This window comes from Vreelandella songnenensis, from assembly GCF_003002925.1.
GTDB lineage: Bacteria > Pseudomonadota > Gammaproteobacteria > Pseudomonadales > Halomonadaceae > Vreelandella > Vreelandella songnenensis.
On sequence record NZ_PVTK01000012.1, the window covers coordinates 40,155 to 65,927 of the forward strand.

The following is a 25,773-nucleotide window of genomic DNA, read 5'->3' on the forward strand; positions in this document are numbered from 1 at the left end:
ACCTTGTCTGACAGCGAGCTCGGCGTGCCGGGCTCGCTGTTCATTTTTCCATGCCCGGGTTTCCGGGCCTTTTGATGGGAGTGGCGAATGGTCACTACGCCCCTATCGAACGAGCCTTCAGCACCTGCCCAGGCAGCACAGCGTCCTCAGGGCAAGGCTCCGCGGTTTGCTGAAGATATCGTGTTAGAGGTTAAACGCCTGAGCAAGCGGTTTGACGACGCGCTGGCCGTTGACGATGTGAATCTCAAGGTAAAGCGTGGCGAGATCTTTGCACTGCTGGGCGGTTCAGGGTCAGGCAAGTCGACGCTGTTGCGCATGCTGGCCGGGTTTGAAACCCCGACAGAGGGGCGTATTTTGCTGGGCGGCAAGGATATCACCGCCGTGCCGCCTCACAAGCGCCCGATTAACATGATGTTTCAGTCCTATGCGCTGTTTCCCCATATGAGCGTGGCGCAGAATATCGCGTTCGGCTTGAAGCAGGACAAGCTGCCCAAGGATGAAGTAGAGGCGCGCGTTGCGCAGATGCTGAAGCTCGTTCACATGGAGCGTTTTGCCAAGCGCAAGCCGCACCAGCTTTCCGGCGGCCAGCGTCAACGGGTGGCACTGGCGCGTTCGCTGGCCAAGCGTCCCAAGCTTTTGCTGCTTGACGAGCCCATGGGGGCGCTGGACAAGAAGCTGCGTACTGAAATGCAGCTCGAAGTGGTCGAGATCATCGAGCAAGTCGGCGTTACCTGCATCATGGTGACCCACGACCAGGAAGAAGCGATGACCATGGCGGACCGCGTGGCGATCATGGCCGATGGCTGGATCGAGCAGGTCGGCTCGCCGGTGGACGTTTATGAAAGCCCGGCCAGCCGAATGGTGGCGGAGTTTGTCGGCACGGTGAATCTGTTCGAAGGCGAGATCGTCAAGGACGCCGCCGATCACTGCCAGATTGCCTCACCGGCGCTTGAGCGGCCGATCTATATCGATCATGGCATCACTACTCAAGCGATGGACCGGCGGGTCTGGGCCGCGCTTCGTCCGGAGAAGATCTGGCTGACGCGGGAAAAGCCGACCTGCGAGTACAACTGGGCTGAAGGCAAGGTCGACGATATCGCCTACCTGGGCGGCTTCTCGCTTTACTACATACGTACCGCCACGGGGCAATTGATCAAGGTCAGCATGGCGAATACCGAACGGCGAGGCGACCGGCCTACCTGGGAAGACAGCGTATATGTCTACTGGGAAGACCACAGCGCTATCGTGTTGAACCGCTAATGGGCCAAGCCCTTTCAGGAGATTGCCTTTAATGATGCTATCTCACTTGACCGCCACGCTCAGGCGTTGGCAGTTAGGCCGCCGTGCGGTGATCGCCTTTCCATTGGTATGGCTGTTGCTGTTCTTTCTACTGCCCTTTGCACTGGTATTGAAAATCAGCCTGTCGCAGGGGGCCGTGGCCATTCCCCCCTACGGGCCGCTTGTCGAGTATGCCGACCAGACCCTGAATATCTTTCTGAATCTGGGCAACTACCTGTTCCTGCTGTCGGATTCACTGTACGTCGCGGCCTACTGGGGATCGGTGAAGACGGCATTTATTTCCACCGTGGTTTGCCTGTTGATCGGCTATCCCATGGCGTATGCCATGGCGCGTGCGCCGGCACGCTGGCAGCTTTTGCTGCTGTTGCTGGTCATGCTGCCTTCCTGGACCTCGTTTCTGATCCGGGTGTATGCCTGGATGGGTATTTTGAGCAACAGCGGGCTGATCAATAACCTGCTGATGGGGATGGGCGTGATCGAGACGCCGCTGCGCATGATGAATACCCAGTTTGCGGTGGTGATCGGCATCGTTTACGCCTACCTGCCGTTCATGGTGCTGCCGCTTTATGCGCACCTGACCCGGCTGGACAACTCGCTGCTGGAAGCGGCCTCAGACCTTGGTTCGCGCAAGCTGAATACCTTCATCAAGGTAACCCTGCCGCTCTCCATGGGCGGAATCATCGCGGGCTCCATGCTGGTGTTCATTCCGGCGGTGGGGGAGTTCGTGATTCCTGAGCTCTTGGGTGGGCCGGATACCCTGATGATCGGCAAGGTGCTGTGGGAAGAGTTTTTCCTCAACCGCGATTGGCCCATCGCTTCGGCGCTGGCAATGGTCATGCTGCTTTTACTGCTGGTACCCATCGTCTGGTTTCATCGTTATCAGTCCCGGGAGCTTGAAGAATGAGCCTAGTACGTCGGCGGCCCCACTTTTCGACCGTCATGCTGATCATCGGCCTGCTATTTCTGTATCTGCCGATGGCGGTACTGGTGGTGTACTCCTTCAACTCTTCCCGGCTGGTCACCGTCTGGGCCGGTTTTTCGACCCAGTGGTACTCGGCGCTGTTTCGCGACCAGCAGATACTTTCGGCGGTATGGACGAGTCTCAAGATCGCCTTTTTTGCGGCCAGCATGGCGGTTTGCCTGGGCACCGTGGCGGCGTTTGTCATGACCCGCTTTGGTCACTTTCGTGGTAAGACGGCGCTTTCCAGCATGGTTACCGCGCCGCTGGTAATGCCTGAGGTGATCACCGGGCTTTCGCTATTGCTGCTGTTTGTGCAGATGGCCCAGCTGACCGGCTGGCCCGCCGACCGTGGCGCCTCCACGATCTGGATTGCGCACACCACCTTCTGCAGCGCCTACGTGGCGGTCGTGGTGGCGGCGCGGCTTCGCGAGCTGGATAGCTCCATTGAAGAAGCCGCCATGGATCTGGGGTCGCCGCCACTCAAGACGTTCTTCTTCGTGACCCTGCCGATCATTTCTCCGGCGCTGGCGGCAGGGTGGCTGCTGGCCTTTACGCTGTCCCTGGATGACCTGGTCATTGCAAGCTTTGTGTCGGGGCCTGGTGCCAATACGCTGCCGATGGTGGTGTTTTCTTCCGTGCGCATGGGGGTTTCACCCAAGATCAACGCGCTGGCAACGCTGATCATCCTGACGGTGTCACTGGCCACCTTCCTGGCGTGGTACTTCATGCGCCGCAGTGAAGCCAAGCGGCAGCAAAGTCTCAAGCAGGACGCCAGCTAGAAGACGTCGTCGTCCCGGCCGGTGAGCACCGCTTCAAGCTCACCGGTCATCGGCGAGATCACGATCTCGAGCTGAATGGGAGCGCAGCACTGGTGGCAATCTTCCCAGGTGGCATGGCTTCCCTGAGAGGTGTCGATCACGAAAGTCAGCGGCGCATCGCAGTAGGGGCAGTGAAAGTCGTGGTTTACCAGCGCGTCGTCGTGCATAAAAGGCTACCTTGAACAGTGTAAAGCGTGTGCCATGGCACTCGTGTCATCAGGATCAGAGCATGGCATAGGCCAGTGTAGCAGCCCGGCACTCGGTCAAGCATCGCCGCCATGAATCAGGTAGGATGGACGCTGTTTTTAAAAGTGCTATTTTCCACGTGCTATAGAGAGAAACGATGATGTTACGAAACATGGCAGTCGCGGCCGTTCTGGCCTTCCCGATGGTCGCTCTGGCAGAGACACCCAACGTCACGCCGGGCGAGTGGGAGTTCGTCAGCGTCACCAGTATCAGTGGCGACATGGATATTCCGGATCAGACGGAAACCGAGCGTCAGTGCATCACTCAAGATGAGCTTGATGGCGCCGAGTTCGGGTTCATCGAAGAAGAGGAGGGCTGTGAGCTCCTCGACCAGGACATGAACGCCGACGGCCTTTCCTACAGCATGGTATGCCGCGCCGAAGGTGGTGAAGCGACCATTGATGGTGAAATGCGCTTCATGGGCGAGCAGATCACCGGCAGCGTGGACATTCTGACTCAGTCGCCCATGGGCGAGCTTGCGATGAACACCGCCATCGAAGGCGAGCGGGTTGGCGAGTGCGAATAAATCGCCGCCCGTATGGCTGATTAGCCGTACCCGTCAGCCAAAAGGGCGCTTCCTGCGGGAAGCGCCCTTTTGTTTTACGTATCATTCTTGTGCTGGGAAGGCCGGGTCTCCATGGCCATCTCCGCTTCCAGCTGGCGTTTGACCGCCCCTGGCGAGCCGGTATGGCGTGCAAGCAGGTCGTAGGCCACGGGCACCACAAACAGCGTGAACAGCGTAGCCGCCCCCACGCCTGCCATGATGACAGTACCGATCACCAGGCGTGATTCTGCTCCCGGTCCGCTTGAGAAGACGAGCGGGATGGCGCCCGCCATGGTGGTAATCGCCGTCATCAGGATAGGGCGCAGGCGGGTGACCGAGGCCTCGATCAGTGCGGCGCGAAAAGTATTCCCTTCATCGCGCAACTGGTTGGCAAACTCCACGATAAGAATGCCATTCTTGGCGGCCAGGCCAATCAGCAGTACCAGCCCCACCTGACTGTAGATATTGAGCGACTGGCCGGTGAGTAACAGCGCCAGCAAGGCGCCGCTCATGGCGAGCGGCACCGTGAGCATGATCACCAAAGGGTGAATCAGGCTTTCAAACTGCGCGGCCAGAACCAGAAATACCACCACGGCGCCGAGCACCAGCAGGAATGTCGTTGCGCCGCTGGCCTGCTGGAAATCCCGCGAGGGGCCGGCCACGTTGGTCTGTGCCTCCTCGGGCAGCAGGCGCTCGGCGGCGTCCTCGAGGTAGGCAAGCGCCTCGCCCAGCGGGTAGCCGTCGGCCAGATTGGCCTCGATGGTAATTGCTCGAATACGGTCAAAGCGGTTGAGCGTGCTGGCGCCGGCAAAATCGGAAAGCGAGACCAGGCTTGCCAGTGGAATCAGCTCACCGGAGCGCGCCGAGCGAACCTGAATATTATCCAGCGCCCGGGGGCTGTTCTGGCGGCCGCGGTCGCCTTCCAGAATCACGTCATACTCTTCGCCGTCATCCACATAGCGAGTGACGTTGCGCCCGCCCAGCAGTACCTCCAGCGTGCGGCCTATTTCGGTAACGGTCACGCCCAGCGCCGCGGCGCGCTCATAGTTGATGTCCACGCGAAGCTGCGGCTGGGTTTCGTTGTAATTGCTCTCAAGGGCTGCCAGGCGCGGGTTATCCTCACGCACATGGCTGATCAGCGTATCTCGCCAGCCGGCAATCTCTTCATAGGTGCCGCCGCCCAGGACAAACTGAACAGGTTTTTGGGTACGCTGCCCGAACCCCTGGCGCATGACGGGAAATGCCTGAACCCCGGGCAGCGAACTCAACTGCCCGCGAACGTCATCCATGATCTCCCAGGCGCTTCGGCGACTGCCCCAGTCGGCCATGTTGATGATGAGGAAACCGCTGTTGAAGTTTTCGATATTGCCAAACCCGCGCGGTGCGCGTACCACGACGCGCTCGAACTCGCCGGCGTCGATGAACGGCGTCAGGCGCGCTTCGATTTCATCCATGTAGTCCATCATGTAGTCATAGGTGGCACCTTCCGGGCCGTTCACCAGTACGATGAAATTACCCCGATCCTCCTGCGGCGTGTACTCGGTGGGCAGGGCCGTTGCAAGCCAGGCGGTGGCGGCCATCAGCAGAAAGAAAAGCCCCACCACCAGCCAACGCATGCCCAGCGTCCACTCCAGCAGGCGCTGGTAGCGGCGCTGGGTGGCACCCAGCAACCGCTGTACGCCTTTGCCAATGCGGCTATCGTGCATACCCGGCTTGAGAATCTTGGAGGCCATCATGGGGGTGAGCGTGAGGGCAAGCAGTGTGGAAAACACCACGGCGGCGGCCATGGTCAGCGCAAACTCGGAAAACAGCCGGCCGATATCGCCCTGTAGCATACTCAGTGGCACGAAGACCGCGACCAGCACCAGCGTGGTGGCAATCACCGCAAAGGCGATCTGGCGGGTACCGCGGAAAGCAGCGACCAGCGGCGTTTCACCATAGTCATGCATGCGGCGGTTGATGTTTTCCAGTACCACGATGGCATCATCGACAATCAGGCCGATGGCCAGCACCAGCGCCAGAAGCGTCAGCAGGTTGATGGAGAAATTCATTACCGCAAGCGCAGTAAAGGCGCCGATAACGGCAATGGGTACCGTAACCGCAGGCACCAGCGTGGTGCGCAGGTTTCCCAGAAACAGAAAGATGACGACCACCACCAGACACATGGCGATAAACAGCGTCATCACGACCTGGTCAATGGCGCCGGCCACGAACACCGAGGCGTCGTAGTTCAGGCTCAGGGTCATGCCGTCGGGCAGTGTGCCCTGAAGGCGCGCAAGCTCGGCCTGAACCGCATCAGAAAGCTCGATCACGTTGGCGGTGGACTGCATGATCATGCCAAGACCCACCATGGGAATGCCGTTGGCCCGGAATACCGAGCGATCTTCCACCGAACCCACCTCGACCCTGGCCACATCGGCCAGGCGCACCAGATAGCCGTTTTCGCCCTGACTGAGCGCCAGGCGCTTGAAGTCATCGGCGGTGGCGAAGCTGCGCGGCAGGCGCACGATAAACTGGCGATCCTGTGACTCGATGGAGCCTGCCGGCAGCTCGACGTTCTCGGCGCGCAGCGCATCCTCGATATCGCCGACGGTCAGCCCGCGGGCGGCCAGGGCGTTACGGTCGAGCCAGACGCGCATGGCGTAGTCGCGCCCGCCACCCAGCCGTACGCGCGCAACGCCGGGCTGCACCGAGAGGCTATCGACCAGAAAGCGGTTGGCGTAGTCGGTGAGCTCGGTAATCGAGTAGTCGGCGCCGGAGAGGCTCAGCCAGACGACGATCTCTTCGCTGCTATCTGCCTTGGTGACTTCGGGTGTATCGGCATCGTCCGGGAGGTTGCGCAGAGCGCCGGCGATACGGTCACGGATATCGTTGGCCGCCGCGTTAATGTCCATGTCGATGCTGAATTCGATCTCGATGCGCGAGCGGCCATCCTCACTTTGCGAGGTAATCAGCTCGATACCCTCGACACCGGCAATCCGGTCTTCCAGCACCTGGGTAATGCGCGTTTCCACCACGTTGGCCGCAGCCCCCGGGTAGCGGGTATCGATACTCACCACCGGCGGGTCTACGGTGGGGTACTCCTGAAGCGGCAGGCGGTCAAGCGCGAGGAGGCCAAAGGCAATGATCAGTGCGGCAATCACCATGGCGAGCACGGGCCGCTGAACGGAGATATCCGAAAGGCGCATCAGCGGTTCGCCTCCAGCAGCGCACGGATGCCGGTTTCATCATCCACAATGCCTAAAAGGCGCACTTCAAGGCCGTCGCGGGCGAGCTGCAGGCCGTGGACTACTACCAGCTCGTCCTCGGCGACCCCCTCCAGAATTTCCACGTCACCGTAGCGTCGCTCACCAATGGCTACCTCTCTTCTTTCCAGGCGGGGTGCATCGTCGCGCTGGTCAATCACCATCACGTAGTGCTGGTCGCCGCTGGGTTCCAGGGCGGCTTCCGGCAGCACCACCGCTTGGCGCACCCGCTGCTGAACGATGACTTCCATCAGCATGCCCGGGCGCAGCCGCCCGTCGGCATTCTCAAGCTCGGCGCGTAGGTCAACGCTTCTGGAGATCGGGTCGATCCGCGTGCCGATACTGGTAATCTGGCCGCTGAAAACATCGTCAGGATAGGCAGCGGTGGTGGCGCTCAGCGAAAGGCCGGTTGATAGGCGGCCCAAGTAGCTTTCCGGGACGCTGAAATCGAGCTTCATGATGTCGAGCTTATCAAGCGTTACCAGCGCAAGACCTGGCGTCACCAGCGTGCCTTCGCTGATATTGCGAAAACCGACCCGGCCGCTGAACGGTGCGCGTATCTGGTAGTTGGCAAGGCGCGCTTGCAGAGCCTGAATATCGGCTTCGGCCTGGCGTAGCTGGGCTTGAAAATCCTCCACATCGGCTCGGGCGGCGAGATTGCGCGCCTGCAGCTGAGTGGAGCGGTCCAGCGCATTGCGTCTTTCATCGCTGATGGCCTCGGCCGAGCGTAGCTGCGCCTGCTCTTCGCTATCGTCAAGGCGTACCAGCAGCTGGTCGCGCTCTACCTGTTCGCCGTCCTGGAACGTAATCTCGGTGACGATATCGGTCACCGTTGCCGAGAGCGTCACGCTCTCATCGGCGCGCAGCGTGCCGAGGGCATCCAGAGGATCAGACCAGGTGGTTACCTCGGCACGGCTGCCGATCACCGCGGGCGGTGTCTGTCCAAGGACAGGAGCTGATAGGGTAAAAAGGATCAAAATAAGCAGAAAGTGTCGGGCAGGCACGAACATAAGCGTCTCGGTAGTAGGCTTGGTTGATATTTTTATAGGCGCATTAAAGCATGAAGAAAATTTCATCCCTGCCTTGAGCTGTTAAAATGGGCGCTCTTCTGCCCTGAGAGTCATTTTTTATGGTTTATGATGTTGTGGTCATCGGCGCCGGCGCCGCGGGCCTTATGTGCGCCGCGCAGGCAGGCTATGCCGGTCGGCGTGTGCTGGTAATTGACCATGCCAACAAGGCCGGTAAAAAAATACTCATGTCGGGCGGGGGCCGCTGTAACTTTACCAACCTTGGGACGACACCTCAGCACTTTTACTCTGCAAACCCCTATTTTTGTATTTCGGCGCTCAAGCGCTACCGCCCAGAGCACTTTGTCGAACTGGTCGACCGCCACGGCGTGGAGTACGTTGAAAAGACACCGGGCCAGCTGTTCTGCGCCACCTCGGCCAAGGAAATTTTGCGCGTACTGCAGACCGAGTGCGAATGGGCCGGGGTGGAGATAAGGCTGCAAACACAGATTACCAAGGTGGAGCGTCAGGGGGAGGGCATGCGCTTGAGCACCTCGCTTGGCAAGATAGACGCAGGCGTGGTGGTGGTGGCAAGCGGAGGTCTTTCGATTCCGACCATGGGGGCCACCGGATTTGGCTTTGAGCTAGCGCGCCAGTTCGGCCTGGAGGTGTTGCCCACCCGGCCGGGGCTTGTGCCTTTTACGCTGAGCGATGCCTGGAAGGCGCGCTGCGTGGAGCTTTCTGGCGTTAGCCTGCCCGTCTCCGTTTCAAGTGCCGGGCAGCGCTTTGCTGAACCCATGCTGTTTACCCATCGCGGCCTTTCCGGGCCTTCCATGCTACAGATATCCAGCGTGTGGCAACCGGGTTCCGCTATCGAAATCGATCTGTTGCCTTCAGAAGATGCTGGCGATTCCCTGCGCAAGGCTCGAGACGCCACACCTAAGCGGCAGCTCTCCACCTGGCTTGGCGAACGGTTTCCAAAGCGCTTTGCCCAGGCGCTCCTTGAGTGGTATCCCGATCCGATGCTTGCCAAACCGCTGGCGCAGTACAGCAACGCAGCGCTTGAGCAATGGGGCGAGCGGTTGAATCAGTGGGCGTTGAAACCTGCGGGCACCGAAGGGTGGCGCACGGCGGAGGTCACCATGGGAGGTGTCGACACGCAAGCGATCTCGTCAAAGACATTTGAAGTAAAGGATCTGCCGCAGCTGCGCTTTATCGGCGAAGTGCTGGATGTAACGGGGGAGTTGGGCGGATATAACTTTCAGTGGGCGTGGGCCAGTGGGGTCGCCTGCGGGCAGGCCTGTTAGGCTGCCGGTGCAGCCTAACAAGTCAGGTGGCGATCTTGGCAAGCAGCTTGAACTTGCGAAACAGCATGTAGCCCGCAAGGCCCTTGCGAGCGGCCCTTACAACGCCACTGGGGTGACGAACCAACCTGTATGCAAGTACGCCACCAGCCGCATAGAGCGGTAGCTTGATGCTGCGCCAGCTGTGATCCAGCGGCGAGGTGGAGCGCTGCAGGTACTCGCTGCAGACTAGTATATCAATACGCTGCTGTTCCATCTGGGCAAGCAGTTCGGCCTTGCGCTCGGCACGACTCAATGGCTCAGCGCTCTTGTCGATTTGCTTCGTCATCGTCTTTTACCTCAAGCAGGGCACGGTCAGCCGCCAGCTGTTTAAGCGTCTCTTTAAGCAGCGTATGACGTCTGGCTTGATAGCCGGCGATAATGGCCAGAAGCAGGCTGGTACCAATCAGCACGCCTGCGCTGATGCCGATTGCCAACAGTCGATAGGAATCCCAGAAGATAACCACTACCAGTGCGGTCAACGTCGCAACGCCCAACAGCAAAAATAGCAGGCTGGCACCAGCCAGCAATATCAGGGTCAGTATACGGGCGCGCTCTTCCTCAAGCTCTAAAACCGCCAAACGCAGGCGGGTTTCACTGTTAGCAACCAGTGATTTCAGCAAGCGTTTGGCGGCGGAATATACGCGCTGGGTTGGACCCAGAGACATTAGCGACGACCGAGCAGCATACCTACCAATACACCAACGGCGGTACCGATGCCGATGCTGGACCAGGGATTCTCGCGCACGTAACGGTCACAGCAGTCAACCTGCTCGGAAAGCGTTTCGCGGGTATCTTCGTACAAACGCTCGCCGCGTGCTTCCAGCTGTGCACGGGCTTTCTTCAAACGGCTTTCAGCGCGGGCACGAAGATCGCTCATTTCGCCGCTCGCATCCTTGGAGGTCGCGTTAACCAGCTCTTCAACCGTGTCGCTCAGGTGACGTAGATCTTCTTTGAGTTGATCTGCACGGGAGTCGCTACCGAATTGACGTTTAGCCATTGTGTCTTCCTTTGACGAATGAATGATTTAACCTATATCAGCATAGCAGCCAACAACTGATAGACAAGCACGTTTTTTGATTGGTTCCTTGAGGTCAGCGGTTCAAGCCCGTTGCACTGAAGAGCGGGTTCAAGCTGAAACCGATGCTTAGCCGGTGTACGCGGTTGTCATAGTCGATCATGCTTTCCCCGTAGCCGTAATAGTACTGCAAGTGCGCCCGCAGGTTATTGAACGCGGGCCAGCTGTAGTCAACCTGGACGCCGTGATGATCTGCGCTGGGGTTGCCGCGCCATTGACCACTCACTTCATGGTTGTTGTTCAGCCGCTTGGCCAGGCGGATATCGCCATAGCCCATGTAGCGCTCGATATCCGGGTTGTCATCATCGTTCTCCGACTCCGGCACGCGCCAGTGTGGAGCAAGCGTCAGCGCCCAGTCGCCGCGCTGGAAAATGCTTTCCAGATAAACGCGGTTCCAGCTACGCGACAGCGGATCCGAACGCCCATTGGACTGGTGGTTGAAGGAGAAGCGATTGCGCGTATTCACCCACCCCAGCGCGCTCCAGGCATTGTCGAAATCGATAAAGATCTCGGGTTCGTAGTTGGTCTCCCGGAAAGGGGAGGAGGCGTCGGTATTGTAGGCCTGCCACCAGCTGCGCTGGGTGTAGCCAAAATAGACGTCACCCACTTCGCCGAAAATGTCTTCGGCCAGATTGACCTTCACGCTCAGCTGGAACTTGACCTCGTTGCTGTCAGGAGAGGCGGCAGTCGTGACGTTTCTGAAGTTCGCCTCGTTCTGCCTTGAGTTGTAACTGACCGGGAACAGGTAGTTGGTGCGGTGAGTGGTAATCGCAAAGGGGTTGCGCGTGGACTCCTGCTCCAGCTGCCGACGTTCGTTAAGGTCTTCGCGAGCAATTTCTTCAGGCTGCATCTCCAGTGCCATGCTGTCTGAAGAGATTGGCGACGTATCGGCTTCATCCAGCTGCTGGCGGAGTTCATGAAGTTCGCTGTTGAGCGCACGAATACGCGCTTCAATCTCTTCTTTTGAATCGGCCAGGGCGGCGCTACTCAGCGTTTCAGCGCTCAGCAAGGCCAGCAAACTTACATACAGCAGTTTTCGGGTAACCATCTAGGTGGCTCGCAAGATAGGGGAGAGAACGGTTATCAGCGTTGTTTCTATACACGCTATGCGTGTAAGTCAACTCCTCTTCATTGCGCTTATCAATAGAACGCCTGACAATGGCGCCTATTTCCGTTTCAGCGGCTTTTCTGGTGTCTGTCGAGGGCATATCCAACGTGGTGAGATTTACCGGTGGCTGGGTAGTAAAAGGGCTTTTGGCACTGTGGCTATTGATAGCCTTTGGTAGCGTTGCCGTGGCGGGCGTGGATCAGGTGCCTTCCCAGGAAGAGCTCTCTTCAAGGCTAGCCGAACTGGAGGCGCCGGAAGGCGAGCTGACCGCGCAGCAGACGCGGGACAAGAATGCTCTAGAGGCCGCCTTGCAGGCCTACGAACGCCTTGATGCCATGAATGAGCGCCTGGACGCGCTCAATCAGCGTGTTGAGCAGGCTCCTGAACAGCTTTCACAGCTTGAGCGTGAACTCAATGAACTTGAGGACAATAATCAGCAGCTGTCGGTCAACAGCTTGTCGGATACGCCGCTGGAGGAGCTCGAGGCCCAGCAGAGCGGGGCGGTGGTTTCGCTTCAGCAGCTTCAGAGTCAACTGGCCGAGGTGAATTCCCAACTGCTGGCCGCGCAGACCCTTCCCGAGCGTGCCCAGCAGGCCATCTCCGATGCGCTGCAGCGAGTCGAGACGCTGCGCCGTCAGTACGATGAGCGCGAGGGCCTGCTGGCCGACCGCCAGCTTTCGGCGGCCAACGATGCCCAGTTGATTCAGCTGCGTCTGGAGCGCGCGCTGGCCGAGCGTGAAGTGGCTTTCAACCAGCGCGAGCTTTCCGCCAATAGCCGGCTGCGCGAACTGGCACAGCAGCGCCGCGATCTGCTTTCGCTACAGATCGATCATCAGGAGCAGCGGCTGAATCTTCTGCAGGGCGCCATTGATCGCCAGCGGCGTTTGCAGTCCGAACAGGCGATTGCCGATGCGGCAAGGGATGACCCGCTGATTGCAGAAGGGCACCCGGTGGTACTGCGAGCCCAGCAGATCAACCAGGAGCTTAGCCTGGAGCTCTTGCGCGCCACGGACCGCGCCAACAGTATCGTGCGCGAAAATATCGAGGCCCAGCGCCAGCTGGATCACGTCCGCCAGCTGCAGCGCAGCCTGAACGAGCAGATCGATGCCATTCGCGGCAGCCAGCTGTTATCCAGAATTCTGCGCGAGCAGCGCCAGTCGCTGCCCTCGATCATGCCACGCCGCGATTTGCAGGATGAAATCGCCGACCTGCGCTTGAAGCAGTTCGATCTGATTCGCCAGCGCGACCAGCTGCGCCAGGGCGAGCGGCTGGCCACCCAGCGTCTTGAAGAAGCCGGGCTCGACGTGACCCCGGGGCTGGTCAGCTCGCTTTCAAGGCTCTATCAGTCACGCCGGGAGCTGGTCGAACAGCTGGAACAGTCTTACGGCAGTCTTTTGAGTGCTGCCATCGAGCTGCAGCTTAACCAGCAGCAGCTGTTGACTACCACGCAGGAGCTGCGCGCCACGATCGATGAGCAGCTGTTCTGGGTCGCCAACAGCCGCCCGCTGGATATCAACTGGCTGCGTCAACTTCCCGCTTACGCGCGCATGGAGTGGCGTGAAGGTGAGTGGCGAGCCATCTTGCCAAGCCGTTGGCAGGGGCTTTCGTGGCCGGTGCTCAATGGCGCACCCTTGATCCTGATCAGCCTGCTGCTGTTGGGCTTGCGCCCGCGGATAAAAAGTCGCCTGGCCGCTATTCACTCCCAGATCGGTCGCTTGAAAAGCGATACCCAGCTGCATACTCCCAAGGCCGTGCTGCTCAATGCCCTGCTTGCCATCCCCGGCCCGCTTGCACTGGCGGGGATCGGTGTGGGGTTGCGAGCCGCCCAGGGCTCGCTTGCCGATAGCGTGGCGCCCGCGCTGCTTCAGCTGTCGCTGAGCTGGGCCGTGGTGGCCTGGGGGCGGCGCCTGCTGGTGGCCGACGGCGTGGCCGAACGCCACTTTACCTGGTCGGCTGGCTACAACGCGCGGCTTCGCACGCTGCTTCGCGGGCTGGGGATTGCCTTGCTGCCGGTTGTGGGCATTGCCGCGATGTCCGGGCAGATGGAAACCCCGCTGGCCCAGCGCCCGGTGGCCCTGGGGCTGATAACCACGGGGCTTCTCGCCATGAGCTGGTGGCTCGGGAAGCTGATTCTGTCGCATATTCCATTTTTTGGCGTGCGCCTGTTCCGCCTGATGCTGGGGCTTGCCATGGCGTCGGTGCCGCTGGTGTTTCTGGGGCTGATCGCATGGGGGTATGAATACACCGCGCTGCGCCTGGTCGGGCGGTTCGCGATTACCCTGTATCTGCTGGGGCTGTGGATCGTGGTCGAGGCGACGGTGGTACGCAGCCTTGCCGTGGCCGCTCGAAGGCTGGCTTACCGCCGCGCGCTTGCTCGCCGCCGTGCCCAGGTGCAGGAAGGTGCCGAAGGTGGGCTCGAGGTGGTGGAAGAGCCGCCGCTGGACATGGAGAAGATCAACAGCCAGTCGTTGCGCCTTTCCAAGCTGATTCTGCTGATCGGCTTCAGTGCGCTTTTATACCTGGTCTGGTCGGATCTTCTCTCCGTACTTGGGTATCTCGATCACGTTTCGCTATGGGATGCCGAAGACGGCGACCTGGTTGACAGCGTGCTGTCGATTTCCGATGTATTTACCGCACTGCTGGTCATCGCCATTACCATCATCATGGCGAGCAACCTCCCGGGGCTTCTGGAAGTCATGGTGCTGTCGCGCCTGGCGCTCAAGCAGGGCAGCGCCTACGCCATCAGCTCGCTGCTCTCTTATGCGATTGTGGGCTCGGGCGTGGTCATGTCGTTGGCAACCCTTGGCGTCTCCTGGGACAAGCTGCAGTGGCTGGTGGCGGCATTGAGCGTTGGCCTGGGCTTTGGCTTGCAGGAGATATTCGCCAACTTCATTTCGGGTTTGATCATTCTTTTCGAGCGCCCCATTCGTATCGGCGACACCATCACGCTTGGCAACCTGCACGGCACGGTCAGCCGCATTCGGATACGTGCCACCACGGTGACCGATTTTGACCGCAAAGAGATCATCATTCCCAACAAGACGTTCGTCACCGATCAACTGATCAACTGGTCGCTGTCGGATAACATTACCCGCGTGGTGCTGACCTACGGCGTGGCTCACGGCTCGGACCTTGCCAAGGTGCACACGCTGCTGCGCCAGGCCGCCGATGAGAACGCGCGGGTGCTGGCCGACCCTGAACCGCAGGTATTCTGCTTGAGCTACGGTAATCACAGCCTCAACTTCGAGCTGCGCATTTTCGTCAACGACCTGGTGGATCGGCTGTTTGCCGCCGATGAGGTCAACTGTCGGGTAGATGAGCTGTTCCGGGAGGCCGGAGTCCGCGTGGCGTTCGAGCAGATGGATGTATGGCTGCACCGTGACGAGGGCGAGTCTGCCAAGGTGCAGTCTGTCAAACACCTGCCGCCACCAACGCTTGGCTAGGTTTTCTTGAGAGCGTGCAGCAGAAATTCCCGATTGCCGTCTCCGCCGGTAATCGGGCTCTCCTGCCAGTGCTGAATCTCCAGGTTCAACGCGCTGCACGCCTGGCGAATCTTTGCTTCTACCTCGGCGTAGTCGGCGGCGTTACGTACCACGCCGCGTTTATCCAGCGCCCCGGGTCTCAACTCGAACTGGGGTTTGACCAAAGAGATCAGCTCGCCGCCTGGGGGCAGCAGCGCGGCGATTTCCGGCAAAATCAGCGTTTGCGATATAAACGAGACATCCATGACCGCGATATCCACCGGATGGACGGCGATCGCCTCGGTAAGCGTGGCAGCCGAGCTCATGTGCCGGGCGTTAAGACCTTCAAGACAAGTGACCCGCGGGTCTGTACGCAGCGCCTCTGCCAGCTGCCCGTGGCCTACCTCCACGCCAATGACGTGGGTTGCGCCATGGCGTAGGGCGCAGTCGGTAAAGCCACCGGTAGATTGACCTACGTCCAGCACGCCTAGCCCATCCAGGCGTCGATTCAGTACGCTCAGTACACCTTCAAGCTTCAAGCCGGCCCGGGAAACATAGCGCTCCTCGGGGTCATCCTCTATTTCAAGGCGGGTGTCCAGTGGCCATTTTTCCGAGGCTTTGGTGAGCACGCGCCAAGGGTCTATCAGGTGCACGCGGCCGTGGCGAATAAGCCGCTGGGCACGAGTACGCGAAGTGGCCAGCCCTTGGCTGACCAGCAGTTGATCGAGTCGTTGCATAGAAGGCATGGTCAGTTAAATGCGCGGTTATACCTTGTTAATGGGCGGCTGAACACCCTGTTCGGCCTGAAGCTCGGTGTCCGGTATGCGTGAGGCGCCCCAGCTTCGGTAAAGGTACTGCTTCACGCTATCCAGTTCCTGCTCGGTCACCGTGGCCAGCTCACCGTGTTCAAGCGGGTCGAAATGGTAGATGTAAAGCCGTGAAGTGAACTGATCGAAAGGCAGTGACGCTTCGCCAAAACGCTCGCCGTTACCCGCAGTGCTGACAATCACTGTGTCGCCCCAGTCCTGGCCGCTATCGTTGTTGGGGTTGTAGAAATACAGGCGCATGACGTCGGACGGGTCGAGCGATGCGCGCACTATCGTGATGGCATGCCAGCCGATGAAGCGCGCGGCGCTGTCGGTAATCGCCATGCCTGCGGGCTGCGGGTGAATCAGCGGCTGGTTGCCGTTGTGATAGGGGTGATAGCAGGCGTAGAAGCGGCGTATGAAGGCATCGAGATCCGTAAGGTTGCCGGTGGCAACGTCCACGTTGATGCAGAAGCCGCGCCCGGACCACCAGCCGTGAAACTCCGGGTTCACCCAGCGGTGGGGGTCGCCTTCACGGCCAATGCAGCGCCGGCCCATTTCGGCATAGATCCGGTCAAGGTGAGGCACCACGATCAGCGATACCGGGTCCAGGTCGATGGGCAGCTCGGAGGCCACGCCGGACTGACTCTGGTTGGAGGAGATCGGCAGGCCTTCAAAGTGCATGATGATTTCATCATCCCGCGCCGCCCAGGCCACCATTTGCAGCAGGTAGTCCGGGTCGTTGTACGCCCACATGGAGAGCGCCCGGGCCGACTGGCAGGTGGGGTTGTTGCCCTGACCCACGCCCAGCGGAAGGCCCAGCATGCACAGCACGCCTTCGATCAGGCGCGCTCTTGGAGTGGCCGTTTCGCCGTAAGCAAGGGCAAGGCGCGCCTGGGTCCACTCCGAAAGCGGCAGATTGAGCTGGCGCCACATGGCGGGCGCTACCGGCGGCTGGTAGAGAATCCCCCGCTCCAGCAGCAGGGCCAGCCCGTAAACCGCCTGGGCGGTGGCAGGGTAGATACCGCTGCGAATGAGCGCATGCACCAGCTCGCGGTAGCAGAGCAGGCAGTCGCGCCCGGTAGAAGAGAGGCCCATCGCTTCGGTCAGCAGGTAGTCGCTCTCTTCGAGCAGATAGCGCATGAGTACCGCGTGATAGGGCGAAACCAGCCCGGTATCGTGCATGGCGCGGGCAAAGCCCATGGCTTCGGCCTGAAGCGCTGAGGTATCCATGCGCTCAAGGCGTTCCCGATACACCTCGGTGCCTGGATCTTCACGGCACCCCTGGGTTGGCCCATAGAGCGAGCTTACCAGCCGATCAGCGCCCTGGCCGCTGGCGCCCAGATCAATCTCCGGGTTGGCCTGGCATAACGCAATCTGGGTGATCATCTGCTTGATGGCATCAACCTGAATCGGGCGCTGCTTCAGGATGCGCCAGATCTCATCGATCAACTGATCGATCACATGTTCGTAGCCGATGCGCTCGGCCAGATGGCTGAACAGATGGCGCGGAATGAGGGCAAGCTTGCCCTGGGTTTCTCGCTCGGCTTCGCTGGGTGCACCAAACAGCATGCCAAGATTGATGGCCATCACCTGAGTGAGGTAGTGGCGGGCGTGTTCCTGAGAGAGTAGCGCGTGCTGATAGCTGCCCTTGGCCACTGCCAAGAGGCGAAGCTCGCTCAATGCTTCGATCACCACGACGTTGGCGTCGGGGCTCTTCAGCGAAAACGTGGTCAGCGTGGGCACCAGATACTGCGGTGTTTCCCAATCGGAGCCGGCAAAGATGCCGGCCTCCTCGATGGCTTTCGCGCGCGTTTCTATCGCACCGCAACCCCCTTGCTGAAGTAAGACGCGCCGCGCCGTATCCAGCACCCGGGGTAATTTGCCGGGCTTGGAAAAGCCCGGGGCCTGAGCTAGAAGCTCGACGGCCTCATCGAATTTCTGGAGCAGTACTTCAAGCCTGCCTGCATCATCATACATAGAAGTCGAGGTCTTCCTGATGCTTGAGAAGGTCGCGCAGGGTATGGGCATCATCACCCTTGAAGTAGATAAGCCCCCAGTGCGTGCCAAACGCAGTACGCTTGGTCACGGTTTCTTCCAGCGGAGACGTCAGCTCATGGGACTCGAAGTAGGGATGATCTTCGGTCTCTTCAGGGATTTCCAGGCGGCTGACTACCCGGCGGCGCGGATAGACGCCAAAGCAGCCGGCAAAGCCTTTGGCATCGACCACTTCCTTGGGAAAGAAGGCCGCGACTTCTTCAGGCGTACTCTTGGGGTCGAATACCAGCATGGAGGCCTGGTAGGCGTTGAAACCGTAAACGCGCTCCAGAAGCTCGAATACCTTGAAGCCGGGCGGGCGGTACGCCACTTCACCAAAGTACATCTCGCCGTCGCTGGTGACGAAGTACTCAGGGTGAATCAGGCCAAACTCGATATCGAAGGCCTTGATCAGTTTTTCGATTTGCGTCGTGATCTGTTCACGATAGCGCTCAAGCTCCGGTGAGGCGGGCACGAACACCGAGTAGCCGAGCGTGACGTATTCGGAAATATTCAGAAAGGCAATCTTGCCGTCATGAATCCACGCTTCCACGGCAAACTCCCAGCCGTCGAGGTGTGACTCCATGAGCACCGGAAACTCTTCATCAGGAATGGCGTCGATCTCGTCCGGGGTGCGGATCACCCGGTGACCAAGGCAACCCGCTTTATCGAAGGCCTTGAGATGGATCGGGTCGTTGGGGTCACCATCAAGCTTGAGCAGCGTCTGGTTGACCCGCTTGAGAAAGCGGACGACATCGTCCTTGTCGTGGGCTTCCTCAAAAATGCCTACTCGGATGCCGCCCAGCTGGGCGCGGCGCTTCATCAGGGCCTTGTCGCGCAGCAACAGCGATTGACCGTAAAGGCGTGGATTATCCAGCAGAACGGAGTTGATGGCGCCTGCCCACTCCACGGTTTCCTCGAATAGCGGGATGGCCACGTTGACGCCTTTTTCCTTCAGCGTTTCGGCAATTTCCAGGGAGCGGTCATTCAGGCGCTCGAAATTCCAACAGACGTAAGGGATGTCATGCTGCTGGCAATACGGCTCAGCCCAGTCAGGGGCGACCACGATATAGCGTCGATCAAATTTTTCTGCCGCTTCGATAGCGTTCAAGCTCCAGCCCAGCAGAGCAATGTAGCCTTTATTTGAATCCTTTTGCATGACCGTTACTCCTGTGGGGTGAGTGTATTGCCACTTCACTATCTTCACCCTACACGAAGCCTGCAGAATCGGCTAATGCGCAGGTGATTAACTCGACGGTTAGCGTTTATTAACGCTTTGCGGCACGCAGTCTAAGGCTCTACGGATTAGGTTATGGTACGCTAGCCCGGCAAAATTTACGTTCTAGTGGCAAGAGGAATAGGCCAAGATGGCGGCCAAGCCGATATACCGGGTGGTGGTTCACCAACAGGGTGAAATTTGGGATTTATACGTCCGAGAGATATTTCAAAGCGAACTCTGGGGCTTTATTGAAGTCGAGGAGTTTGTCTTTGACGATGCGTCGCGGGTAGTAGTGGACCCTGCAACCGAAAAGTTGCAGCGTACCTTCGAGGGCGTCAAGCGCAGTTACCTGCCGCTCAATGCCATTGTGCGCATTGACGAGGTCGAGCGCGAAGGCCCTCTCAAGGCAGTAAAAAGCGATGCCCGCGTCGCTGAGTTTCCTCGTCCCTTTCCTCTACCGCCGCGTAGCGAAGGGTAAGCGCCTAAGACAGGCGCGACGCTGTAAGCGCTGGTGGCCTCGTCCGCCATGCAGCGTTTTTTTGATCAGGACATGACGTCATGCAAGCAGATAAATTTCGTTTCTCTTATGTTGCCGCCGCTGCCGGCGTTCTATTGAGTATGGCAAGCGTCCAGGCAACGGCACAAACCGATGGTCAGGCGTGGGTAAGTGATGAGCTGAGCACCTATGTGCGCAGCGGCCCGACCGATGGCTATCGCATCATCGGTACCCTCCAAGCGGGTGAGCAGGTAGAGGTGCTTGAGGAAAGCGGCGATTACTCGCGTGTGCGCGGGCAAAGCGGCGATACCGTATGGGTGCTGACCAGCGAGATTCAGGAAACGCCTAGCGCTCGCCAGCAGCTGCCAGAACTTCAGACGCGAGTCGATGAGCTGACTGCGGAGCTTGAAGGTATCAACGACACCTGGGAGCAGCGCACCTCTTCGATGACCGAAACGCTGGAAGTACGCGAGCAGCGTATCGCCGACCTTGAGGCGCGTAACAGCGAGCTGGACAGTGAAGCCGAACAGTCGCGCCAGCAGGTGCGCGCCTTGCAGGCACGACTGGATACCCAGGAAGAAGACCTGCTGATGCGCTACTTCATGTACGGCGGCGGCGTCGCTGGAGCGGGCCTTCTGGTGGGGCTGATCGTGCCGCACCTGCCGCGCCGACGTAAAAAGCGCGACCGCTGGTTCTAATCGTTATCTAGGCAAGGTGGCTTATGAGCACTTCCTGGCGACAGCGCTGGCAAGAGGGGCGCATCGGTTTTCACCTGGAGCACACTCATCCGGCGCTCACTCGGTACTGGCCTGAGCTGGACGTTGCGCCAGGCACCAAAGTGCTGGTGCCGCTGTGTGGTAAAAGTCTGGATATGCGCTGGCTTGCCGAAGCCGGCCATCCCGTGCTGGGTATTGAACTGGCGCCCGAGGCCATCGACCAGTTTCTGGCCGAGCGTGGCATGGCCGTCGCGCGCTATACCCAGGCAGGCTTTAAGGTCTCAAGGCAGGGGAGTGTGGAGCTGTGGTGCGGGGATTTTTTTCATCTGCATATTCAGCAGGCGGCTGAAATAGGCGCTTTTTACGACCGCGCCTCGCTGATTGCCTTGCCGCCCGCCACGCGCGAGCGCTATGCGTTTCATCTGGCGCAGCTTGTTCCACCGGCGGCCAAGGGGCTTCTCATCAGCCTTGAGCATCCTGACCACGGCGCGGGCCCGCCCTACAGCGTGCCTGCTGGCGAAATAGAAAAGCTCTTCACCGCCAATTTTCAGGTCACACTGCTTGCAAAGGGGCAGCCGGATGAGCGCGGCCGCACAGAATCGGTCTGGGCGCTCGAACGACGCGGGCCCCGCCCTTAGGCTGGCCCGCGCAGCGGCTAGCGGGCCAGCACGCGGCCAAGTTCGGGGTCGTTGAATGCCCGGTTGAGGCCGTCACTGAGCAGGTCGTTCAGCATGCGCGTGTTGGTGTCTTCGCCGGGCTTGACGGCATAGCCCTGGGTGCGGCGCGACGTGTAGGTGCCGGTGTAGGTAGTGCCCTTGTTCTTGGCAATCGCCCGGAACACACCTTCCAGACGGGCTTCATCCACCAGCGGCTGGCCGCTGTCGCCCTGGCCGTAATGCAGGCTGGCAAGCTCAAGGGTCAGCATGGGGCGGCCCTGAGCCTGTTCGGTGGTCGGGTTGAAGCCCATTTCGCGTACCGCGCGCTCGGCTTCGGCCTGAAGCTGAGGAATCAGCTCATGACTGTTGACGGTGATCTGCGCCGTCGACATGCTGCCGCCTGAACGCGTACCGATCACTTCCCGCTCCCGGCCATCCACGGCCACCACCGTTACCTGTTGACCGGAGCCGGTTTGCGGCACGGCGGCACTGCGCTCGGGGCTTAACTGAAGATACTGCGGACTTGCGCAGCCTGCTAATAGAGCGCCTGCCACAAGCGCTCCTGAAAGACGTAAGAACTGGCGCCGAAGCATGATTTTTCTCCGTGATAACGATCTGTTTCAACAACAATTTGTATAAACAAAGCCGCTTGAACTATGCCGCTGTTGAACATAAAACGCCAGCAGTGCGCGGCAAACGCCGCAAAAATAGTTATGCCACGCGGGTAGCTTGGGCCGCTGGCAGGGCGTGTTCATTGAACCGGTGCCACTGGCGCGGGTGAGCATACAGATGCTGGCCGCGCTTCATTTCCAGGCGCTCGAAATCTGCATGGCGCACGGTGGCAAGCCAGGGTTTGGCCAGCCAGTCTGCTTCAAGCTCGACGCGTACTTCGGCGCCCACCGGTGAAATTGCCGTCACCACCACCGGCAGGTGGCAGGTATCGCTTGGCTGTTCGGCCAGGCGCACTTCGTGGGGGCGCAGCAGCAGCTCTTCGGCGCCGTTGGGCAAATCCACGTTTAAATAGGCATTCCCGCAGGTCAGTACACCGTTGTGCACGCTGCCTTCCAGGTGATTGACGTCGCCCAGAAACTCGAAGACGAAACGATTCCTGGGTGCGCGGTAAAGCGTGTCCGGGGTGTCGATCTGCTCGATGCGACCGTTGCTCATCACCACCACTCGGTCGGAAAGTTCCAGCGCTTCTTCCTGGTCGTGCGTCACAAACACGCTGGTAAAGTTGAGCTCGCTGTGCAGGCGGCGTAGCCAGCGGCGCAGGTCCTGGCGCACCTTGGCATCCAGTGCGCCAAACGGCTCGTCCAGCAGCAGTACATCGGGCTTGACCGCAAGTGCACGAGCAAGCGAGACGCGCTGCTGCTGGCCGCCGGAAAGCTGGGCCGGGTAGCGCTTGGCCAGATGCTCGAGCTGGACCATTTCAAGCAGGCGAAAAACCCGCGCGCGAATCTCGCCGCTTGAAGGGCGCTCTTTTCTGGGCATGACGGTCAGGCCGAAAGCGACGTTGTCGTAGACGCTCATATGGCGAAACAGCGCGTAGTGCTGGAACACGAATCCGATGCGCCGGTCGCGTACGTGGACCCGAGTGACATCCCGCTCGCCAAACAGGATTCGGCCCGGCGGCGTGGTGCGGTCTGCGTTTTCAAGACCGGCAATGATGCGTAAAAGCGTGGTCTTGCCAGACCCGGAAGGACCCAGCAGGCCGACCAGCTCGCCTTCATGGATATCCAGGTTCACGGGCTCAAGAGCCTGCGTGCTGCCAAAATGCTTGGAAATATTTTCTAAGCGAATGCTCATGAGAGCGCCTCCCGGCGCGATGCGCGCCATTCAAGACTTGCCTTGGCTGCCAGGGTGAGCAGGGCGATCAGCGCCAGCAGCGCGGCGCAGGCGAAAGCGCCAACGGCGTTGTAATCCTGGTAGAGCTGTTCAAGGTGCAGGGGCAGCGTATTGGTCTGCCCGCGTATCGCCCCGGAGACGACGGACACGGCGCCAAATTCGCCTACCGCGCGGGCATTGGTCAGAATCACCCCGTAAAGCAGCGCCCAGCGAATATTGGGCAGCGTGACGCGATAAAAAGTTGTCCAGCCGCGGGCGCCCAGGGTGGCCGCCGCCTCTTCCTCGCGCGAGCCCTGAGCCTGCATCAGCGGTATCAGTTCGCGAGCCACGAACGGGCAGGTCACAAACACCGTGACCATCAAGATACCCGGCCAGGCGAACATCAGCTGGATATCGTGGCCGTCAAGCCAGTTGCCAATCCAGCCGTTGCGCCCGTAAAGCAGTAGATAGATAAGCCCGGCGACCACCGGCGATACGGCAAAAGGGATATCGATCAGCGTTTGCAGAATACGCCTGCCGGGAAAGCTGAACCGGGTCACCAGCCAGGCGAGAGCCACCCCGAATACCAGGCAGATGGGAATGGTCAGAAGCGCTACGCCGAGCGTCAGGGCAATGGCGTGCAGGGTGAAATAGTTGCTGACGTTGGCCCAGAACACCATGACCCCCTGGGAAAATGCCTGGGCGAAAATGGCCACCAGTGGCAGCAGCAGAAACAGTGCCGACAGTACCAATGCAGCGCCTATCAGCAAGCGTTTGACGGCCGGGGCATCACCAATTCGACGCATTAGCCCTTACCTCCGTGCAGGCGGCGCACAAACCGTCCCTGCCAGACATTGATGGCCAGCAGCAGGGCAAGCGAGACGAACAGCACCACCGAAGCAATCGCCGAGGCGCCGGCGTAGTCGTACTCCTGAAGCTTGACGAAAATCATCAGCGCGGTGATCTCGGTTTCATAGGGCATGTTGCCCGCGATGAAGATGATCGCACCAAACTCGCCCAGTGAGCGCACGAAGGCAAGGCCGGTGCCGGTGACCAGGGCTGGCCACAGGTGCGGCATGATCACTCGGCGAAAGGCTACGCCGTCAGTGGCGCCAAGCGACATGGCGGCTTCATCCACCTCGGCGGGCAAATCCTCCAGCACCGGCTGAACGGTGCGCACCACAAACGGAATGCTGGTGAACGCCATGGCGAGTGCGATGCCCACCCAGGTATAGGCGACCTGAAAGCCTGTCGGTTCAAGCAGCTTGCCCATCCAGCCGCTTCCCGCGTAGAGCGTGGCCAGAGTAATGCCGGCCACTGCGGTGGGCAGGGCGAAGGGCAGATCCATCAGGGCATCGAGCAGGCGCTTGCCGGGAAATTCGTAGCGGACCAGCACCCAGGCCAGCAGCAGGCCAAACACGGCGTTGACCAGCGCCGCTACTGCTGCTGCACCGATCGTGACCATATAGCTTGCCACCACCCGGCCTTCGGTAATGATCGCCCAGTACTCGGCCAGGCTGAGCCCGGCAAGCTGTCCGAAGAGCCCCGTGATGGGCAGCAAAAGTACCAGCGAGATAAACAGCACGCTGATACCCATGGAAAGGCCAAAACCCGGCAGCACGCGTGTGCTGCCGGCGAAACGTGATGCACGTTGGTTCATGGTATCGGGTTAACGACGCTGAAGCTGGTCGAGCAGGGCGCCGCCTTCAAAGTGAGTTTCCATCGCCTCATCCCAGCTGCCGAACACGTCTTCAACGTTGAACAGCTCGGTTTCCGGGAACTGGTCGGCAAACTCTTCCACCACGGTTTCATCGTGAACGCGGTAGTTGAAGCCTGCCAGCAGGCGCTGAGTGTCTTCGCGGTAGAGGAATTCAAGGTAGCTGCGCGCCAGGTCGCTGGTGCCGTTGCGCTCGGCGTTCTGCTCGACCACGGCGACCGGGAATTCGGCAAGAATGCTGACCGGCGGCACGACAACTTCATAGTCATCGCTGCCATACTCGCTGCGAATGTTGTTGACCTCGGATTCGAAGCTGATCAGTACATCGCCGATCCCGCGCTCGATAAAGCTCGTGGTCGCGCCGCGGCCGCCGGTATCGAACACCGATACGTTGGCCAGGAAGGTGCGCATGAAGTCCTGAATCTGCTCTTCATCACCGTCAAACGCCTGATCGGCAAATCCCCATGCGGCCAGGTAGGTGTAGCGGCCGTTTCCCGAGGTCTTGGGATTGGGGAACACCACGCTTACGTCTTCCTTCACCAGGTCGTCCCAGCTCTCGATTCCCTTGGGGTTGTCCTTGCGCACCAGAAACGCGGTAGTGGAGTAGTAAGGAGAGGCGTTATTTTCAAACGCCTGCTGCCAGTCTTCGGCGACCAGGCCGGCATCGGCCAGAACCTGCACGTCGGTTACCTGATTGAAGGTGACCACATCGGCACGCAGACCCTGCAGAATGGCCCTGGCCTGGGCAGAGGAGCCGCCGTGAGACTGGTTGACGCTGATCTCTTCGCCATGCTCTTCCTGCCACCAGGCTTCAAACTCTGGGTTGATCGCGCTGAACAGTTCGCGGGCAATATCGTAGGAAGAGTTCAAAAGCTCGCGCTCTTGTGCCATGGCGGGCGTGGCGATGCTGGCACCGAGGGCAATGGCTAGCACGCTGCGGCGGAAAAGGGCAGGTAACGTCATGGCAGGCTCCGAAAAAAGTAGCGAGGATGTCGCATTGGAGACAAGATTAAACCTGGCATTATGGAATTACAATATCGTTTTATATTCTTTTTGGAAATAACGCTGTTCAATGACGTGAGCAAGGCCTCCTTGCACAAGCGGAGCTGACGCCCGACACGCTGACGCGGAAAAACAGCGCCTGTTTTTTTAATCCGGGATGTTAAAATGCTCGCCTTACATCGGGCATCAC

24 protein-coding genes are annotated in these 25,773 nt (G+C 59.8%); 9 read left to right on the top strand and 15 right to left on the bottom strand.

Translation table 11 applies throughout. The features are described from left to right. Window positions 1–87: 87 nt before the first annotated feature. Genes B0H98_RS15670 through B0H98_RS15680 form a run of 3 tightly spaced genes read left to right on the top strand, consistent with a single transcriptional unit; the run spans window position 88 to window position 3,039 of the window. Entirely contained in the window at window positions 88–1,260 is a 1,173-nt protein-coding gene (locus tag B0H98_RS15670) for an ABC transporter ATP-binding protein (protein ID WP_106376006.1), read from the top strand. 31 nt (window positions 1,261–1,291) lie between these two features. Further along, window positions 1,292–2,203: an ABC transporter permease subunit gene (locus B0H98_RS15675; RefSeq protein WP_106376007.1), complete on the top strand. Its 912-nt coding sequence runs from the start codon at window positions 1,292–1,294 to the stop codon at window positions 2,201–2,203. Further along, the gene (locus B0H98_RS15680) at window positions 2,200–3,039 is read left to right on the top strand and encodes an ABC transporter permease subunit (RefSeq protein WP_106376008.1); all 840 of its coding nucleotides are present in this window, start codon (window positions 2,200–2,202) and stop codon (window positions 3,037–3,039) included. Before B0H98_RS15675 ends, B0H98_RS15680 begins: the two co-directional genes overlap by 4 nt. On the opposite strand, the gene B0H98_RS15685 is transcribed toward B0H98_RS15680, so the two are convergent. Next, the gene (locus B0H98_RS15685; protein WP_106376009.1) at window positions 3,036–3,245 is read right to left on the bottom strand and encodes a zinc ribbon domain-containing protein; all 210 of its coding nucleotides are present in this window, start codon (window positions 3,243–3,245) and stop codon (window positions 3,036–3,038) included. The two genes, B0H98_RS15680 and B0H98_RS15685, sit on opposite strands and share 4 nt — an antisense overlap. Window positions 3,246–3,421: 176 nt before the next feature. Here B0H98_RS15685 and B0H98_RS15690 point away from each other — a divergent pair, with 176 nt between their 5' ends. Continuing rightward, window positions 3,422–3,850: a DUF3617 domain-containing protein gene (locus B0H98_RS15690; protein ID WP_106376010.1), complete on the top strand. Its 429-nt coding sequence runs from the start codon at window positions 3,422–3,424 to the stop codon at window positions 3,848–3,850. Between the two features lie 74 nt (window positions 3,851–3,924). Here the strand turns inward: B0H98_RS15690 and B0H98_RS15695 are convergent, their stop codons facing one another. Both B0H98_RS15695 and B0H98_RS15700 read right to left on the bottom strand, forming a co-directional pair. Then, a complete protein-coding gene (locus tag B0H98_RS15695; protein ID WP_106376011.1) occupies window positions 3,925–7,056 on the bottom strand; it encodes an efflux RND transporter permease subunit in 3,132 nt (1,043 codons plus the stop codon). Beyond that, window positions 7,056–8,123, bottom strand: coding sequence for an efflux RND transporter periplasmic adaptor subunit (locus B0H98_RS15700; protein WP_106376012.1), 1,068 nt, complete (start codon window positions 8,121–8,123; stop codon window positions 7,056–7,058). The genes B0H98_RS15695 and B0H98_RS15700 overlap by 1 nt, the downstream gene beginning before the upstream one ends. A gap of 119 nt (window positions 8,124–8,242) precedes the next feature. On the opposite strand from B0H98_RS15700, the gene B0H98_RS15705 reads away from it, so the two are divergent. Further along, window positions 8,243–9,427, top strand: a complete 1,185-nt coding sequence (locus B0H98_RS15705) for a BaiN/RdsA family NAD(P)/FAD-dependent oxidoreductase (protein WP_106376013.1) — start codon at window positions 8,243–8,245, stop codon at window positions 9,425–9,427. Window positions 9,428–9,449: 22 nt separating this feature from the next. On the opposite strand, the gene B0H98_RS15710 is transcribed toward B0H98_RS15705, so the two are convergent. The 4 genes from B0H98_RS15710 to B0H98_RS15725 form a co-directional block, all read right to left on the bottom strand. Further along, window positions 9,450–9,752, bottom strand: coding sequence for a YqjK-like family protein (locus B0H98_RS15710; RefSeq protein WP_106376014.1), 303 nt, complete (start codon window positions 9,750–9,752; stop codon window positions 9,450–9,452). Further along, entirely contained in the window at window positions 9,724–10,131 is a 408-nt protein-coding gene (locus B0H98_RS15715) for a phage holin family protein (RefSeq protein ID WP_106376015.1), read from the bottom strand. Before B0H98_RS15715 ends, B0H98_RS15710 begins: the two co-directional genes overlap by 29 nt. Then, window positions 10,131–10,463, bottom strand: a complete 333-nt coding sequence (locus tag B0H98_RS15720) for an ElaB/YgaM/YqjD family protein (RefSeq protein WP_106376016.1) — start codon at window positions 10,461–10,463, stop codon at window positions 10,131–10,133. Before B0H98_RS15720 ends, B0H98_RS15715 begins: the two co-directional genes overlap by 1 nt. 94 nt (window positions 10,464–10,557) lie before the next feature. Continuing rightward, window positions 10,558–11,589, bottom strand: a complete 1,032-nt coding sequence (locus B0H98_RS15725) for a phospholipase A (RefSeq protein ID WP_106376017.1) — start codon at window positions 11,587–11,589, stop codon at window positions 10,558–10,560. A gap of 110 nt (window positions 11,590–11,699) precedes the next feature. Here B0H98_RS15725 and mscK point away from each other — a divergent pair, with 110 nt between their 5' ends. Continuing rightward, complete coding sequence (gene mscK, locus B0H98_RS15730; RefSeq protein WP_106376018.1) at window positions 11,700–15,092, top strand: mechanosensitive channel MscK; 3,393 nt, start codon at window positions 11,700–11,702, stop codon at window positions 15,090–15,092. Here the strand turns inward: mscK and B0H98_RS15735 are convergent. The 3 genes from B0H98_RS15735 to B0H98_RS15745 are packed head-to-tail and all read right to left on the bottom strand — an operon-like array spanning window position 15,089 to window position 19,112. Beyond that, window positions 15,089–15,847: a TlyA family RNA methyltransferase gene (locus B0H98_RS15735; RefSeq protein ID WP_106376019.1), complete on the bottom strand. Its 759-nt coding sequence runs from the start codon at window positions 15,845–15,847 to the stop codon at window positions 15,089–15,091. The genes mscK and B0H98_RS15735 overlap by 4 nt on opposite strands. 27 nt (window positions 15,848–15,874) lie before the next feature. Further along, window positions 15,875–17,896 carry a hypothetical protein gene (locus B0H98_RS15740; RefSeq protein ID WP_244183198.1) on the bottom strand — a complete coding sequence of 674 codons (2,022 nt, stop codon included), beginning with the start codon at window positions 17,894–17,896 and terminating at the stop codon, window positions 15,875–15,877. After that, window positions 17,889–19,112, bottom strand: coding sequence for an ATP-grasp domain-containing protein (locus B0H98_RS15745; protein ID WP_106376021.1), 1,224 nt, complete (start codon window positions 19,110–19,112; stop codon window positions 17,889–17,891). The genes B0H98_RS15740 and B0H98_RS15745 overlap by 8 nt, the downstream gene beginning before the upstream one ends. Before the next feature lie 208 nt (window positions 19,113–19,320). Between B0H98_RS15745 and B0H98_RS15750 the strand changes: the two genes are divergently transcribed. The 3 genes from B0H98_RS15750 to B0H98_RS15760 all read left to right on the top strand — a co-directional run bounded on the left by B0H98_RS15750 (window position 19,321) and on the right by B0H98_RS15760 (window position 21,022). Then, window positions 19,321–19,650 carry a DUF1820 family protein gene (locus B0H98_RS15750; protein WP_018916745.1) on the top strand — a complete coding sequence of 110 codons (330 nt, stop codon included), beginning with the start codon at window positions 19,321–19,323 and terminating at the stop codon, window positions 19,648–19,650. A gap of 80 nt (window positions 19,651–19,730) precedes the next feature. After that, window positions 19,731–20,366 (top strand): TIGR04211 family SH3 domain-containing protein, encoded by a 636-nt coding sequence (locus B0H98_RS15755; RefSeq protein ID WP_106376022.1) that lies wholly within the window; start codon window positions 19,731–19,733, stop codon window positions 20,364–20,366. A 23-nt stretch (window positions 20,367–20,389) separates the two neighbouring features. Further along, window positions 20,390–21,022: a thiopurine S-methyltransferase gene (locus B0H98_RS15760; protein WP_106376023.1), complete on the top strand. Its 633-nt coding sequence runs from the start codon at window positions 20,390–20,392 to the stop codon at window positions 21,020–21,022. A gap of 17 nt (window positions 21,023–21,039) precedes the next feature. On the opposite strand, the gene B0H98_RS15765 is transcribed toward B0H98_RS15760, so the two are convergent. The 5 genes from B0H98_RS15765 to cysP form a co-directional block, all read right to left on the bottom strand. Then, window positions 21,040–21,633 carry a YajG family lipoprotein gene (locus B0H98_RS15765; protein WP_106376024.1) on the bottom strand — a complete coding sequence of 198 codons (594 nt, stop codon included), beginning with the start codon at window positions 21,631–21,633 and terminating at the stop codon, window positions 21,040–21,042. Between the two features lie 118 nt (window positions 21,634–21,751). Next, window positions 21,752–22,846: a sulfate/molybdate ABC transporter ATP-binding protein gene (locus tag B0H98_RS15770; RefSeq protein WP_106376037.1), complete on the bottom strand. Its 1,095-nt coding sequence runs from the start codon at window positions 22,844–22,846 to the stop codon at window positions 21,752–21,754. Beyond that, window positions 22,843–23,670 carry a sulfate ABC transporter permease subunit CysW gene (gene cysW / locus B0H98_RS15775; protein ID WP_106376025.1) on the bottom strand — a complete coding sequence of 276 codons (828 nt, stop codon included), beginning with the start codon at window positions 23,668–23,670 and terminating at the stop codon, window positions 22,843–22,845. The genes B0H98_RS15770 and cysW overlap by 4 nt, the downstream gene beginning before the upstream one ends. Then, window positions 23,670–24,524, bottom strand: coding sequence for a sulfate ABC transporter permease subunit CysT (gene cysT / locus B0H98_RS15780; RefSeq protein WP_106376026.1), 855 nt, complete (start codon window positions 24,522–24,524; stop codon window positions 23,670–23,672). Before cysT ends, cysW begins: the two co-directional genes overlap by 1 nt. A gap of 9 nt (window positions 24,525–24,533) precedes the next feature. Next, window positions 24,534–25,544: a thiosulfate ABC transporter substrate-binding protein CysP gene (gene cysP / locus B0H98_RS15785; RefSeq protein ID WP_106376027.1), complete on the bottom strand. Its 1,011-nt coding sequence runs from the start codon at window positions 25,542–25,544 to the stop codon at window positions 24,534–24,536. Between the last annotated feature and the right edge of the window lie 229 nt (window positions 25,545–25,773).

What these genes read in the sequence shown, in the direction of transcription:
- B0H98_RS15670 (WP_106376006.1), top strand. Translation starts at nt 88, where the DNA reads ATGGTCACTACGCCCCTATCGAACGAGCCTTCAGCACCTGCCCAGGCA.
- B0H98_RS15675 (WP_106376007.1), top strand. Translation starts at nt 1,292, where the DNA reads ATGATGCTATCTCACTTGACCGCCACGCTCAGGCGTTGGCAGTTAGGC.
- B0H98_RS15680 (WP_106376008.1), top strand. Translation starts at nt 2,200, where the DNA reads ATGAGCCTAGTACGTCGGCGGCCCCACTTTTCGACCGTCATGCTGATC.
- B0H98_RS15685 (WP_106376009.1), bottom strand. Translation starts at nt 3,245, where the DNA reads ATGCACGACGACGCGCTGGTAAACCACGACTTTCACTGCCCCTACTGC.
- B0H98_RS15690 (WP_106376010.1), top strand. Translation starts at nt 3,422, where the DNA reads ATGATGTTACGAAACATGGCAGTCGCGGCCGTTCTGGCCTTCCCGATG.
- B0H98_RS15695 (WP_106376011.1), bottom strand. Translation starts at nt 7,056, where the DNA reads ATGCGCCTTTCGGATATCTCCGTTCAGCGGCCCGTGCTCGCCATGGTG.
- B0H98_RS15700 (WP_106376012.1), bottom strand. Translation starts at nt 8,123, where the DNA reads ATGTTCGTGCCTGCCCGACACTTTCTGCTTATTTTGATCCTTTTTACC.
- B0H98_RS15705 (WP_106376013.1), top strand. Translation starts at nt 8,243, where the DNA reads ATGGTTTATGATGTTGTGGTCATCGGCGCCGGCGCCGCGGGCCTTATG.
- B0H98_RS15710 (WP_106376014.1), bottom strand. Translation starts at nt 9,752, where the DNA reads ATGACGAAGCAAATCGACAAGAGCGCTGAGCCATTGAGTCGTGCCGAG.
- B0H98_RS15715 (WP_106376015.1), bottom strand. Translation starts at nt 10,131, where the DNA reads ATGTCTCTGGGTCCAACCCAGCGCGTATATTCCGCCGCCAAACGCTTG.
- B0H98_RS15720 (WP_106376016.1), bottom strand. Translation starts at nt 10,463, where the DNA reads ATGGCTAAACGTCAATTCGGTAGCGACTCCCGTGCAGATCAACTCAAA.
- B0H98_RS15725 (WP_106376017.1), bottom strand. Translation starts at nt 11,589, where the DNA reads ATGGTTACCCGAAAACTGCTGTATGTAAGTTTGCTGGCCTTGCTGAGC.
- mscK (WP_106376018.1), top strand. Translation starts at nt 11,700, where the DNA reads ATGGCGCCTATTTCCGTTTCAGCGGCTTTTCTGGTGTCTGTCGAGGGC.
- B0H98_RS15735 (WP_106376019.1), bottom strand. Translation starts at nt 15,847, where the DNA reads ATGCAACGACTCGATCAACTGCTGGTCAGCCAAGGGCTGGCCACTTCG.
- B0H98_RS15740 (WP_244183198.1), bottom strand. Translation starts at nt 17,896, where the DNA reads ATGTATGATGATGCAGGCAGGCTTGAAGTACTGCTCCAGAAATTCGAT.
- B0H98_RS15745 (WP_106376021.1), bottom strand. Translation starts at nt 19,112, where the DNA reads ATGCAAAAGGATTCAAATAAAGGCTACATTGCTCTGCTGGGCTGGAGC.
- B0H98_RS15750 (WP_018916745.1), top strand. Translation starts at nt 19,321, where the DNA reads ATGGCGGCCAAGCCGATATACCGGGTGGTGGTTCACCAACAGGGTGAA.
- B0H98_RS15755 (WP_106376022.1), top strand. Translation starts at nt 19,731, where the DNA reads ATGCAAGCAGATAAATTTCGTTTCTCTTATGTTGCCGCCGCTGCCGGC.
- B0H98_RS15760 (WP_106376023.1), top strand. Translation starts at nt 20,390, where the DNA reads ATGAGCACTTCCTGGCGACAGCGCTGGCAAGAGGGGCGCATCGGTTTT.
- B0H98_RS15765 (WP_106376024.1), bottom strand. Translation starts at nt 21,633, where the DNA reads ATGCTTCGGCGCCAGTTCTTACGTCTTTCAGGAGCGCTTGTGGCAGGC.
- B0H98_RS15770 (WP_106376037.1), bottom strand. Translation starts at nt 22,846, where the DNA reads ATGAGCATTCGCTTAGAAAATATTTCCAAGCATTTTGGCAGCACGCAG.
- cysW (WP_106376025.1), bottom strand. Translation starts at nt 23,670, where the DNA reads ATGCGTCGAATTGGTGATGCCCCGGCCGTCAAACGCTTGCTGATAGGC.
- cysT (WP_106376026.1), bottom strand. Translation starts at nt 24,524, where the DNA reads ATGAACCAACGTGCATCACGTTTCGCCGGCAGCACACGCGTGCTGCCG.
- cysP (WP_106376027.1), bottom strand. Translation starts at nt 25,544, where the DNA reads ATGACGTTACCTGCCCTTTTCCGCCGCAGCGTGCTAGCCATTGCCCTC.